Annotated in this window: 12 protein-coding genes; 2 read left to right on the top strand and 10 right to left on the bottom strand. The window is 60.6% G+C overall.

All coding sequences use genetic code 11. The features are described 5' to 3' along the window. Nucleotide 1: 1 nt before the first annotated feature. From AOA60_RS17015 to AOA60_RS17060, 10 genes are all read right to left on the bottom strand, one after another. Entirely contained in the window at nucleotides 2–847 is an 846-nt protein-coding gene (locus tag AOA60_RS17015; protein WP_099585441.1) for a D-hexose-6-phosphate mutarotase, read from the bottom strand. Between the two features lie 99 nt (nucleotides 848–946). Beyond that, nucleotides 947–2,293: a carbohydrate porin gene (locus AOA60_RS17020; RefSeq protein WP_099585442.1), complete on the bottom strand. Its 1,347-nt coding sequence runs from the start codon at nucleotides 2,291–2,293 to the stop codon at nucleotides 947–949. An 85-nt stretch (nucleotides 2,294–2,378) separates the two neighbouring features. Then, the gene (locus AOA60_RS17025) at nucleotides 2,379–3,539 is read right to left on the bottom strand and encodes an ABC transporter ATP-binding protein (RefSeq protein WP_099585443.1); all 1,161 of its coding nucleotides are present in this window, start codon (nucleotides 3,537–3,539) and stop codon (nucleotides 2,379–2,381) included. Between the two features lie 2 nt (nucleotides 3,540–3,541). Then, nucleotides 3,542–4,387 carry a carbohydrate ABC transporter permease gene (locus AOA60_RS17030; protein WP_099585444.1) on the bottom strand — a complete coding sequence of 282 codons (846 nt, stop codon included), beginning with the start codon at nucleotides 4,385–4,387 and terminating at the stop codon, nucleotides 3,542–3,544. After that, entirely contained in the window at nucleotides 4,380–5,288 is a 909-nt protein-coding gene (locus AOA60_RS17035) for a carbohydrate ABC transporter permease (RefSeq protein ID WP_003175732.1), read from the bottom strand. The genes AOA60_RS17030 and AOA60_RS17035 overlap by 8 nt, the downstream gene beginning before the upstream one ends. A gap of 81 nt (nucleotides 5,289–5,369) precedes the next feature. Further along, complete coding sequence (locus AOA60_RS17040) at nucleotides 5,370–6,656, bottom strand: ABC transporter substrate-binding protein (protein WP_099585445.1); 1,287 nt, start codon at nucleotides 6,654–6,656, stop codon at nucleotides 5,370–5,372. Nucleotides 6,657–6,760: 104 nt separating this feature from the next. Continuing rightward, nucleotides 6,761–8,020: an AGE family epimerase/isomerase gene (locus AOA60_RS17045; protein ID WP_099585446.1), complete on the bottom strand. Its 1,260-nt coding sequence runs from the start codon at nucleotides 8,018–8,020 to the stop codon at nucleotides 6,761–6,763. A gap of 171 nt (nucleotides 8,021–8,191) precedes the next feature. Continuing rightward, nucleotides 8,192–9,037 carry an ATPase gene (locus AOA60_RS17050; protein WP_099585447.1) on the bottom strand — a complete coding sequence of 282 codons (846 nt, stop codon included), beginning with the start codon at nucleotides 9,035–9,037 and terminating at the stop codon, nucleotides 8,192–8,194. A 123-nt stretch (nucleotides 9,038–9,160) separates the two neighbouring features. Continuing rightward, nucleotides 9,161–10,159, bottom strand: a complete 999-nt coding sequence (locus tag AOA60_RS17055) for an NAD(P)-dependent oxidoreductase (RefSeq protein ID WP_099585448.1) — start codon at nucleotides 10,157–10,159, stop codon at nucleotides 9,161–9,163. Between the two features lie 52 nt (nucleotides 10,160–10,211). Continuing rightward, nucleotides 10,212–11,105 carry a LysR family transcriptional regulator ArgP gene (locus AOA60_RS17060; RefSeq protein WP_099585449.1) on the bottom strand — a complete coding sequence of 298 codons (894 nt, stop codon included), beginning with the start codon at nucleotides 11,103–11,105 and terminating at the stop codon, nucleotides 10,212–10,214. 96 nt (nucleotides 11,106–11,201) lie between these two features. Here AOA60_RS17060 and AOA60_RS17065 point away from each other — a divergent pair, with 96 nt between their 5' ends. Together AOA60_RS17065 and AOA60_RS17070 are read left to right on the top strand one after the other, a co-directional pair. Next, on the top strand, nucleotides 11,202–11,396 hold the full coding sequence (locus tag AOA60_RS17065; protein WP_099585450.1) for an ACT domain-containing protein: 195 nt from the start codon (nucleotides 11,202–11,204) through the stop codon (nucleotides 11,394–11,396). Nucleotides 11,397–11,401: 5 nt separating this feature from the next. Next, nucleotides 11,402–12,004, top strand: coding sequence for a LysE/ArgO family amino acid transporter (locus tag AOA60_RS17070; RefSeq protein ID WP_099585451.1), 603 nt, complete (start codon nucleotides 11,402–11,404; stop codon nucleotides 12,002–12,004). Nucleotides 12,005–12,048: the final 44 nt, after the last annotated feature.

A 12,048-nucleotide genomic window follows, 5' to 3' on the forward strand; every position in this document is an offset into this window, starting at 1 on the left:
GCTAAACCCCAGCCCGAGCCTGCAAACTCAAATGCGCCCTCTCCCCCGGCGCCAAACTGGCCCCGGCCATCGCCGATTCCACACACACAAACCCCGACGCCTCGTTGAAGCTCACGCCCAGCAACGGCCGGCTGCCCGGATGCCAGACCACGGTGTCCGCACTGTCACCCGTGTCGATGCACAGTTCACGCTGCCAAGCATGATCCTTGAGCTGCAATTCACCCTCGTGCTGGAACACCCGCTGACACCCACCGTCCACCCGCAATTCGCCTTCCTGCTGGCAAACCTGGCGACTGAGCTGGTCATAACCTTGCGCACCGTCGAGCCCAGACAGCGCTATCTCGTCGACGTGACCAATACGCCAGTAAGCGTGCAAAGCATGGCTCAACTGGCACGGGAGTTCGTCCTGATGCTCGGTGCTCAGGCGCAGTTCCAGGGTGTCGCCCAGGTGCGCGTGCAGGTCGACCTGCCAGTCGCACAGCTGCAATTGCCAGTGCAGACGCACGCCGTCGTCGTCGGTGCTGCTGTCGAGGAGCTTCCAGTCGATCAACCGCGCCCAGCCGTGAGATGGCCATGCGTTTTCGCTCGGATGGCGGCCATACCACGGCCAGCACACCGGCACGCCGCCACGGATGGCGCCGACTTGCGGCCACTTGGCCGCGCACCACAACCAGGGTTTCTGGCCACGGGGTTGGAAATGCAACAGTTGCGCACCCTGGCGGCTGAACACCGCCTGGCACAGCGGGTGGTCAATCACCAACACATCGCGCATCTGAAAGCGCTCCCAGGCGAACACCGGACGCTCGCGCAGGGATTTGAAAAAGCGTTGCAGCGGATGCTCATGCATGTGCCACGGTCCTGAATATCACAGTGCAGCCCAAAAAAAAGCGGATAGCCATGGCTACCCGCAAATGCGCACAGAGAGAAGGAGCTTATCGCAACAGCGTTAGAACGTAGACTGAATTTTCAGGCCAGCCACCAGCGCGTTGTCGACTTTATCCACGCCGCCCGGCTGGACAACGTATTGCAGGTTGGGACGCACGGTCAGCCAGTTGGTGACGTGGAAACCGTAGTTGATTTCGAAGTTGTACTCGGTCTCGCGGATCGGCCGGTACAGCGGGTTGTCATAGTCGCTCACGCCGTTGGAGACATTGAGCAGTTCGGCGTCTTTCTTCACGTCATCGTTGACGTGCAGACGCGCGGCACCAATACCGACGTCATCTTTTGGACGCGCATCGAATGGGCCTTTGTACACCAGCATGATCGACTGGTAGTTGTCGACGGTGTTGGTTTCCTTGTCGTGGAACGTGGCATTGGCGGCAATGTTCAGGCCACGGGAAGAGTCACCGTTGTGGCTGGTGAGTTGCTGCTGGGCAACAAACCAGTAGCCTTTTTTGCTGCTGCGGGTACGGTAGTCTGCGCCAGTAGTGGCAGCATCGTTACCGTTGACGTCTTCACGAACGTCGCTGGCGTCAGCGGCGCTCTTGTAGTAACCCACACGGTATTCGCCCGGCAGATTGTTAACCTTCGGCGACCAGACCAATTCCACCGGGATCACAGTGCCTTTGGTGCCGCTGCCACTCAGCTTGAAGCCGTTGCCGTGCTCCAGTTGCGACGGGTTCTGGTTGTACGCGCCGATTTGCGCATACAGCTCAGGCGTGATGTTGTACTTCACGCGGATCGCGGCCTGGCTGACCGGCCAGTTGTACCAGGTGCTGACGTAGTTACCCACTTGCGAGCCGCAGAACGACAGGTTCTGGAAGTCGCATGGGAAGGTGTTGAAGTCTTCGCCTTCACCGAAATAGCCGAGCTTGACGTCCAACTTGTTGTCGAACATCTGGTGCTGGATCCAGAACTGGGTCAGACGCACCATGTGGCCACGGCCGTAGACTTCCATCGACGAGCTGAGCGTGCCGGCACGCGGGTCGCCAATGCGGTCGTTGGAGATGTTCTGGCCATTACGGTTGGTGAACTGGATCTTGGCCTGGGTGTTGTCCCAGCCCCACAGTTTTTGCAGGTCCAGGGCAACGCCCAGACCGAACTGGTCAGCGTAGCGACCGGTCTTGTCGTTGTTGTAACCACCGTGGGCGTTGTAGCCCATTTCCCCTACGTAGTCGGCCTTGATATCGATACCTTGCTCGATCAGCTTGGTACGCTCGCCGCCCCAATCGCCGGTCATCCATTTGGAATCGGCGCTGAACGCATCGGCCGCCATCGCATTGGCGGACAATACAAGGGCTGCTGCAGCTGACAGTTGGCAGATCAGCCGGGTGTTGTTGTGTTGCTTTTTCATCCCTACATCCTCGTCTTTATTGTTATTAAACTGTTTTTATCTAACGCGGGTTACATTTTTTAACTAAAACAACAACTTATCTCGTTCAGCGACCCTTGAATTGGGCCACGTTATCGGCGTGCCCCTGTGTCGGCACTGAAGTAGCCGTGCCCAGACGCTCACCGGTGTTGGCGTCAAACAGCAGCACCTTGGCCGGATCGAATTGCAGGGTCAGGGTCTCGCCCACCTGAGGTGCCACATCGGGCGCCAGGCGGCAGCAGACTTTGGTGTCGTTGAGTTGCACGAACACCAGGGTGTCCGGCCCGGTCGGCTCGGTGACCTGGACTTCGGCACGAATGCTCGACGCACTGTCGCCCTCGCCCGCTGCCAACAGGATTTGCTCCGGGCGCAGGCCCAGGATCACGTCGCGGTCTTCCAGGCCGGCATCTGTCACGTTCAGCGCCAGCTCACAACGCGCCTGGCCGCTGTCGAGCAGAGCCACCAGGCGACCGTCCTTGCGTTGCAGGCGCAGCGGCACAAAGTTCATCGGCGGCGAGCCGATAAAGCTCGCCACAAACTGGTTGGCCGGGTTGTTGTAAATCTCTTTCGGCGTGCCGAACTGCTGGATGATGCCGTCCTTCATCACCGCCACTTTATCGCCCAGGGTCATGGCTTCGATCTGGTCGTGGGTCACGTAGACCGTGGTGGTCTTGAGGCGCTGGTGCATCAGTTTCATTTCGGTGCGCATCTCGACGCGCAGCTTGGCGTCGAGGTTGGAGAGCGGTTCGTCGAACAGATAGATCTTCGGCCGACGCGCCAACGCCCGGCCCATGGCCACGCGCTGCTGCTGGCCGCCGGAGAGTTGGCCCGGCTTGCGGTTGAGCAGGTGTTCGATCTGCAGCAGCTTGGCCACGCGCGCGACTTCGGCGTCGATGTCGGCTTGAGGCATCTTGCGGATCTTCAGGCCGAATTCGATGTTCTCGCGCACGCTCATGGTCGGGTACAGCGCGTAGGACTGAAACACCATAGCGATGTCGCGGTCCTTGGGGCTCATGCCGCTGACGTCTTGATCACCGATCATGATCGCGCCGCCGGTGATGGTCTCAAGGCCGGCGATGCAGTTCATCAGCGTGGATTTACCGCAGCCCGAAGGACCGACCAGGATCAGGAATTCACCTTCCTTGATCGACAGTTCGATGTTCTTCAAGGTGTCGGGCAGGCCGGCGCCATAGGTCTTGTTTACATTGCGAAGTTCAAGCGTAGCCATGATTACCCCTTGACCGCGCCGGCCGTGAGGCCGCGCACGAAATACTTGCCTGCGATCACATAGACCAGCAGGGTCGGCAGCCCGGCGATCATCGCCGCCGCCATATCCACGTTATATTCCTTGGCCCCGGTGCTGGTGTTGACCAGGTTGTTCAGCGCCACCGTGATGGGCTGGGAGTCGCCACTGGAGAACACCACGCCGAACAGGAAGTCGTTCCAGATCTGGGTGAACTGCCAGATCAGGCAGACCATGATGATCGGTGTCGACATCGGCAGAATGATCTGACGGAAGATGGTGAAGAATCCCGCACCGTCCAGGCGCGCGGCCTTGATCAGCGCGTCCGGAATGCTCACGTAGTAGTTACGGAAGAACAGCGTGGTGAACGCCAGGCCGTAGACCACATGGATGAACACCAAGCCGGTGGTGGTGCTCGCCAGGCCCATCTTGCCGAGGGTGAACGACGCCGGCAGCAGCACGGTCTGGAACGGCAGGAAGCAGCCGAACAACAGCAGGCCGAAGAACAGCTGCGAACCACGGAAGCGCCAGAACGACAGCACATAGCCGTTCAATGCGCCGATGGCGGTGGAAATGAGTACGGCGGGAACGGTGATCTTGATCGAGTTCCAGAAGTAACCATCGACGGTGTCCCAGGCCTTGACCCAGCCAATGCCGGTGACCACGGTGGGCCAGCTCAGCAGGTTGCCGTTGGTGATGTCTTCCGGGGTTTTGAAGCTGGTGAGCAGCATCACCACCAGCGGCACCAGATACAGCAGCACCGCAAGGATCAGCACCGCGTAGATCGCAACGCGGCTCAGGCTGATGGCCGGTTTGTTAGCGAGACTAGTCATTACGCTTGGTCCTCAGCTCGGAGTAGAGGTAAGGCACGATGATCGCGAGGATCGCACCGAGCATCAGGATGGCACTGGCAGAGCCCATGCCCATCTGGCCACGGCTGAAGGTGAACGAATACATGAACATCGCCGGCAGGTCGGACGAATAGCCCGGACCACCCGCGGTCATGGCCGCCACCAGGTCGAAGCTCTTGATCGCAATGTGCGCCAGGATCATCACCGCACTGAAAAACACCGGACGCAGGCTAGGCAACACCACGCTCCAGTAGATGCGCGGCAGGCTCGCGCCGTCGATCTGGGCGGCACGGATGATCGATTGATCAACGCCACGCAAACCGGCAAGGAACATTGCCATGATGAAACCGGAGGCTTGCCAGACAGCGGCGATCACTAGGCAATAGACCACACGGTCCGGGTCGATCAGCCAATCGAGACGGAAGCCTTCCCAGCCCCAGTCACGCAGGAGTTTGTCCAGGCCCATGCCCGGGTTGAGCAGCCATTTCCAGGCGGTACCGGTGACGATCATCGAGAGCGCCATCGGGTACAGGTAAATAGTGCGGATGAAGCCTTCGCGACGGATTTTCTGGTCGAGGAAGATCGCCAGGGTCACGCCGATCACCAGGGTGATGCCGATAAACATGCCGCCAAACAGCGCCAGGTTCTTGCTCGCCACCCACCAGCGATCGTTGTCGAATAAACGCTCGTACTGCGCCAGGCCCGCCCACTTGTAGCTCGGCAGGAACGTAGACGTGGTGAACGACAGCACAAACGTCCACAGGATGTAGCCGTAGAAGCCCACCAACACGATGAACATGCTGGGCGCCAGCACCAATTTGGGTAGCCAGCGCTGCAGTGCATCGAACGGCGAGGCTTTGCTGAACACAGCAACAGAACTCATGGGAAAATCCAATACAGGGAAAAAAGGACTACAGAAACAGGCCTTGTGAGGGGTCAGGGGTCCCCCTCACAAGGTCAGCTGTTACTTGGCTGACTTGATCGCAGCGCCGAGCTTCTTGGCGGTGTCGGCCGGGTCGGCTTTCGGGTCGTTGATGAAGTTGGTCACGACATCAAAGAACGCACCTTGCACAGCCAGGGTGGTGGCCATGTTATGCGCCATGCTTGGTTGCAGGCCGCCGGACTTGGCGTCTGCCAGGAAGTCCTTGGCGGCAGTCTGGGCGCAGGAGTCGAAGCCGAGCTTGTCCATTTCGTTGAGCATGTCGGTACGAACAGGGATCGAGCCCTTGTTGATGCTGAACACCTTCTGGAAGTTTTCACCCAGCACGACTTTGGCGATGTCCTGCTGACCGGCGGCGGTGCCTTTGTCTTTCTGCTTGAACACTGCCAGGGAGTCGATGTTGTAGGTGAAGGCTTTGTCGGTGCCCGGGAAGGCTACGCACTCGTAATCCTTGCCGGCGACTTTCTTGGCGGCGGTCCATTCGGACTTGGCCCAGTCACCCATGATCTGCATACCGGCCTTGCCGTTGATGACTTTGCCAGCTTCGAGGTTCCAGTCCTGGCCTTTGCCATCGACGTCCATGTAGGTCGCGACTTTCTTCAGCTCGGTGAGGGACTTGACCATTTCCGGGCCAGTCAGCGCAGCGTTGTCCAGGTCGACCAGGGCTTTTTTGTAACCATCGGCACCCATCACCGAAAGCACGACCGCTTCAAACACGGTGCTGTCCTGCCAAGGCTGACCACCGTGGGCAAGCGGGATGAAGCCTGCGGCCTTGAGCTTGTCGCCGGCTGCGTAGAATTCTTCGAGGGTGGTCGGGTTCTTGGTGATGCCGGCTTTCTTGAAGACTTCCGGGTTGATCCACAGCCAGTTCACACGGTGGATGTTGACCGGTACGGCAACGTAGTCACCGTCGTACTTCACGGTGTCGGAGACTTTCTTGTCGAGCAGAGAATCCCATTTTTCTGCTTTGGCGACGTCTTTGAGCACGTCGGTGTCGAGCAGACCGGTGGACGCCCATTCCTGGATGTCGGGACCTTTGATCTGGGCAACGCCGGGCGGGTTGCCGGCGACCGCGCGGCTTTTCAGCACGGTCATGGCCGTGGCGCCACCGCCACCTGCGACGGCACCGTCTTTCCAGGTGAAGCCGTCTTTCTCAACTTGGGCCTTCAGGACATCTACAGCCGCTTTTTCGCCACCCGAGGTCCACCAATGCACAACTTCAACCGTCCCTTTGGAGTCGGCGGCAAATGCACTGAGGGGAAACAACGAGGCAACGGAAATAGCTACGGCGAGGCGATTAATCGCGTTCATCTGAATACCTTTTCTTGTTGTTATGCATGCAAGTCTAGGGCTTGCGCTGCACGGAGTTTAAACATGGTTTTTTCGAGCGCAGGTAACAAAGGGATGCACAAATGTCACCACTTGGTGACATAGCGCCCAGCACTCAACGCGCTGGTCATGCTCGGCGCCAAGGGCAGTGCAGGCAGCACCACCGCTTGCCAGGCATGGTACAGGTCCGGCTTGCCACCCCAGATGTTGCTGCTGGGCTGGTTGTCCGGATTGAGTTCGTGGTGCCAACTGCCGTGGATACGGTCGATAAAGTGGGTTTCGCAGAACTCCCAGAAGCGCCGATACCAGGTCTCGTAATGCAGTTCGCCCGTGCGTTTAAGCAAGGCTTGGGCTGCAGCGCTGGCCTCAGCGTGCGTCCAATGCAGGCGTTCGCACACCACCGGCTGGTGGTGCCAGTCCAGGGTATAGACGATGCCGGGGGCGCCATCCACGGCCCAGGCATATTCGCAGGCACTGGCGAACAGGCCCTCGGCGTCGCTCACCAGCCACTCTGGCGTGACAAGCCCGGCTTGCAGGCGAGCGGCTTCCAGGTGCAGCACCAGCCGCGCCCATTCAAAACCGTGGCCGGGGGTGATGCCATAGGGGCGGAAGCCGTCGGCGCGGTTGTCTTCGTTGTAGTTGAGCAGCGGTTGCCAGTGCGGGTCGAAATGCTCGATGACCATGAACTGGTTGCTGGCCGCATGGGTGTGAATCACGCGCTCGACGATCCGCAGCGCACGGTCCAGCCAGCGGGTATCGCCCGTCACATCGGCCAGGGCGAGGAAGGCTTCGGTCGCGTGCATATTGCTGTTGGCGCCGCGATAGGCTTCGACGCCGCTCCAGTCCTGAGCAAAGGATTCGAGCATCACGCCCTCTTCTTCGCTCCAGAAAAACTGGTCGATGATGTGGGTCGCGTCATTGAGCAGGTTTTGTGCACCCGCCGCGCCCGCCACCACGGCCGAGCTGGCCGCCAGGGCGACGAACGCATGCAGGTAGGCGGCCTTGCCGGTGTTGCCATCCTGGGCCTGGGGCGTGGCGAACCAACCGCCGTGCTTGCTATCACGCAAAGGGCCACTGAGGGCCGCGACCCCGTGCTCGACCAGCTCCGCATAGCCCGGCAGACCCATGGCGTGGGCCATGGCGAAGCTGTGGGTCATGCGGGCGGTGTTCATGGTTTCGGCGTGGGCATTGGCCGGCAGTTGGCCTTTGTCGTCAAGGTTGCCAAACCCTTCTGGCAGGCGCGACGCCTTGGCAAATGACAGCAGGCGCTGGCCTTCGGCAGCGAGCCAGGCATGGTGGGCAGGCGCGTTAAGCCAACTGCTGGCAGGCAGTGGTTGCATGGTCATGGGTGGCCCTTATTATTTTTTGTGGGATGACCGGAGTCTAAACAAGGGCGGGAGGTGGGCAAGTAACGAAGGGGATGGGAAATGTCACCAAGTGGTGACATTGCAAAAGGACAGATGACTCCAGTGGTGAGCGGGCTCACCACAAGGGTCAGTCACCCCGGATGCCAGACGTCATTGGCCCAGCGGGGTGACCTTCGCCGGCGCGTTGAGCTGTTGCTGCAGGTTCTGCACCTGGCTTTGCAACGTAGTGATATTGCGCGTGGTCTGGATGCGGAACACGTCGAACTCTTTGTTGGTCGGCGCATCGCTATTGGCCGGCTGGTTGTCCTGCGCGCTTTTGAGCACCACCAAATCCTGCTCAAGACGCGCGATGGCGGCGCTTGGGTTGCCTTGTTTTTTCAACGCAGCAACGTCGGCGACCAGCTCTTTGATCTCTGTGTCGCGCTTGCCCGCATCACCCTGTGCCGCCTTGAGCGTGGCTACCGCGTCGGTCAGGGCCTGGACCTGGCCTTGCAGCTTGGCGTTGGCGCTCGACAGCTCGGTGGTGCTGGCTGTCATTTGGGCGAGGCGTTTGTCCAGTTCGGTGGCCTGGCCGGCGACGCCGAGCTGCTGCTTGCCCTGCTCCAGCAGTTGGCTTTCCAACTGCTTGATCTGCAGTTTCAATGCTTCGCTGCCGTTGTTCACGCTGGCTTCACTGGCGACGACCTTGCCGGAAATATCCTGCAGGCGCCCCGCCGCTTCTTCGCTGATGCGTGCAAAACTTTCCTGGGTGGCAACCAATTGCTGGCCCATCAGGGATATCTGCTGGAAGCTCCACCAGGCCAGGCCGGCAAAGGCGATCAGCAGCGCGCCGATCAATGCCCACAGCGGGCCGGTGTTGGCGCCCTTGACCTTGACCACTGGCGTGTTGCGCGAACGCACCGAGGTGGCCGGGGAAGGTTCGAAATCGTCGTCATCCCCAGTATCGGCCCGCAGGCTGGGAACGTTGTCGAAGTCGTCTTTAGCATCGTTACGCATGAATCAACCCTGAATCGCTGAAGTGGCTGGAACGCCGAACGACGGGAGTATAAACCGCAGCCCCGTCGCACTGATCGACTCGGAACCGCGAATTCGGTTCCCCATGTGTTGCCTGGTGTGACCTTACTTGAACCCTGGATCCTGGGCCTTCCACCAACCGCAGAACTCGTCGAGGGCGGTCCACAGGCTGACCTTGGGCTCGTAATCCAGATAATGCCTGGCGCGGCTGATGTCGAGGGTGAAATCTTTGTTCATCACTTGCATGCCCAGGCGCGACAACGCGGGTTCCGGCCGCCCAGGCCACATCGCGCAGACGGCCTCGTTCAGCGCCGCCACGCTGTAGGACAAACCATAGGACCGATATCGGGTGACCTGGGGCAATTCCATTTGGCGCATCACGTAGTTCACGACATCCCACACCGGCACGGGCGCGCCGGTGCTGATGTTGTAGGCCCGGCCCAACGCCGAGCCGGGCGCCAGCAAGCTGCTGAGCAGGGCTTCGTTGAGGTTGTGAATGCTGGTGAAGTCGACCTTGTTCAGGCCGTCACCGACGATCGCCAGGCGCTTCTTGCGCTGCATTTTCAACAGGCGCGGGAAGATGCTCATGTCCCCGGCGCCGGTGACGAAACGCGGGCGCAGGGCCAGCACTTCGAGACCGAACTCCTGGGCGCCGAACACCTTCTGCTCCGCCAGGTATTTGGTCGCGGCGTAGGGATGCTTGAAGCGCTTGGGCACTTGTTCTTCGGTCAGGCCCAAATGATCACGGCCATCAAAATAGATCGACGGCGACGACAGGTGCACAAGGCGCCCGACCCGCTGTTTAAGGCAGGCCTCGACAACGTTTTCGGTGACCAGCACGTTGCCCTGGTGAAAGTCCTGGTAACGCCCCCACAGCCCCACGGCACCGGCGCAGTGCACCACGGCTTCGACATCGCGGCACAGGTCGCGCACCAGGTCGGCGTCATTCAGATCACCCTGGATAAACTCGGCACCGCGCCGTACCAGGTGCTCCACACCCTCGGCGCGCCGCCCGTTGACCCGCACGTCCAGGCCCTGCTCCAGGGCGAAACGCGCAAAGCGCCCGCCGATGAAGCCGCTTGCGCCGGTGACCAGAATCTTCATGTATTACCCCGTGTTCTTTCGTTTTTCATCGCTGCTGCCTTGACGACCGCCATCAGTCCAACGGCACCAACCATTGGCCACATGCCTTGGCCAGATGGTCGGTCAGCAGGCCCAACAACTGCCCGCCACTGCGCCAATGATGCCAGTACAACGGTACATCGATGGGCTTATCTGGCAACAACTCCACCAGCACGCCCTTTTCAAGTTGGTCGCGCACCTGCAATTCGGGCACCAGGCCCCAACCAAGCCCGGATTCCGCCAGGCGGATAAAGCCTTCGGAAGATGGGCATAAATGGTGTTCGAAACCGCCGTCCACGCCCAGGGATGCCAGGTAGCGGTGCTGTAGGAAGTCATCCGGGCCAAACACCAGCGCCGGGGTGCGAACCAGTTGATCGGCGCGCACGCCTTGCGGGAAGTGACGAGCAATAAAGGCCGGACTGGCCAGCGCCCGATATCGCATGGCGCCCAGCAACAGGCTGCGGGCTCCGGCCACCGGGCGTTCACTGGCACAGATACACGCCGCCACTTCACCGGCGCGCATGCGTTTGAGGCCGACTGTCTGGTCTTCCACAATCAGATCCAGCAACAAATGCTGTTCGGCGCAGAAGTCACTGACGGCCTCGGCCCACCACGTCGCAAGGCTGTCGGCATTGAGGGCGATGCGCAGGCGTTCGGGCATGCCCTCGTCGTCCAGCGCGGGCACCTGGCTTTGCAGGTCGCGCTCCAGCAACCGCACTTGCTGCACATGGTTAAGCAGGCGCCGCCCGATATCGGTGGGGGTGGGCGGTGATGCGCGCACCAGCACCGGCTGGCCGATACGCGCTTCCAATAACTTGATGCGCTGGGAAATGGCCGACTGCGACAGCCCGAGCACTTGGGCACCGCGTTCGAAGCCAGCCTGTTCCACCACCGCCGCGAGGGCGGAAAGCAATTTATAGTCGAACATCAGTTTCTCTAATGAGCGATCAGCAATATTGATTTTTCTTATACAGCCTCGCCCGTGAGAATGACCAGCATTGCTTACCTCTATAAGGAACCTCCCATGGCTGGCGAAACCGCCCTGGCAACCCTGCTGCGCAGCATGAGCCCGCACCTCAATGACGGTGACTACGTGTTCTGCACCCTGCCCGACCATCGGATCCCGACCGGCTACTACCACGATCATCTGTTTGTCGGCCGCGCCGATGCCGAGCGCGCAATGCACGTGCTGCGGCAACTGGCGGCGGACGCGGAGTAAATCCTATGTGGCAAAGCTATCTGAACGGGCTGCTGGTCGCCCTCGGCCTGATTATGGCCATTGGCACCCAGAACGCCTTTGTCCTGGCACAAAGCCTGCGCCGCGAACATCACTTACCCGTGGCGGCATTGTGCGTGGTGTGTGATGCGCTACTGGTGGCCGCCGGGGTGTTCGGCCTGGCCACGGTGCTTGCGCAAAACCCGCTGCTGTTGGCGATTGCGCGCTGGGGCGGCGCGGCATTCCTGTTGTGGTACGGCACTCTGGCACTGCGTCGGGCGTTCTCCACGCAGAGCCTGGAACAAGGCGGCAACCTGAAAGTGCGCTCGTTGCGCGCCGTGTTGCTCAGTGCCTTGGCGGTGACGCTGCTCAACCCCCACGTTTACCTGGACACCGTGCTGCTGATCGGCTCGCTCGGCGCACAACAGACCGAACCTGGCGCCTATGTCGCCGGGGCCGCAAGCGCATCATTCCTGTGGTTCACCACCCTGGCGCTCGGCGCGGCGTGGCTCGCACCCTGGCTTGCACGCCCCGCCACCTGGCGCCTGCTGGACCTGCTGGTGGCGGTGATGATGTTCAGCGTGGCCTACCAATTAATAAGCGCGCCATGAACTTATTCCAAAAGGCTCTGGAACCTCTATTCCACACAGTTGTT

The organism is Pseudomonas sp. 2822-17, assembly GCF_002742485.1.
Taxonomy (GTDB): Bacteria; Pseudomonadota; Gammaproteobacteria; order Pseudomonadales; family Pseudomonadaceae; genus Aquipseudomonas; species Aquipseudomonas cyclaminis.

Coding starts and splice junctions, on each gene's coding strand:
- AOA60_RS17035 (WP_003175732.1), bottom strand. CDS start 5,288: ATGAGTTCTGTTGCTGTGTTCAGCAAAGCCTCGCCGTTCGATGCACTG.
- AOA60_RS17015 (WP_099585441.1), bottom strand. CDS start 847: ATGCATGAGCATCCGCTGCAACGCTTTTTCAAATCCCTGCGCGAGCGT.
- AOA60_RS17040 (WP_099585445.1), bottom strand. CDS start 6,656: ATGAACGCGATTAATCGCCTCGCCGTAGCTATTTCCGTTGCCTCGTTG.
- AOA60_RS17070 (WP_099585451.1), top strand. CDS start 11,402: ATGTGGCAAAGCTATCTGAACGGGCTGCTGGTCGCCCTCGGCCTGATT.
- AOA60_RS17055 (WP_099585448.1), bottom strand. CDS start 10,159: ATGAAGATTCTGGTCACCGGCGCAAGCGGCTTCATCGGCGGGCGCTTT.
- AOA60_RS17020 (WP_099585442.1), bottom strand. CDS start 2,293: ATGAAAAAGCAACACAACAACACCCGGCTGATCTGCCAACTGTCAGCT.
- AOA60_RS17025 (WP_099585443.1), bottom strand. CDS start 3,539: ATGGCTACGCTTGAACTTCGCAATGTAAACAAGACCTATGGCGCCGGC.
- AOA60_RS17030 (WP_099585444.1), bottom strand. CDS start 4,387: ATGACTAGTCTCGCTAACAAACCGGCCATCAGCCTGAGCCGCGTTGCG.
- AOA60_RS17045 (WP_099585446.1), bottom strand. CDS start 8,020: ATGACCATGCAACCACTGCCTGCCAGCAGTTGGCTTAACGCGCCTGCC.
- AOA60_RS17060 (WP_099585449.1), bottom strand. CDS start 11,105: ATGTTCGACTATAAATTGCTTTCCGCCCTCGCGGCGGTGGTGGAACAG.
- AOA60_RS17050 (WP_099585447.1), bottom strand. CDS start 9,037: ATGCGTAACGATGCTAAAGACGACTTCGACAACGTTCCCAGCCTGCGG.
- AOA60_RS17065 (WP_099585450.1), top strand. CDS start 11,202: ATGGCTGGCGAAACCGCCCTGGCAACCCTGCTGCGCAGCATGAGCCCG.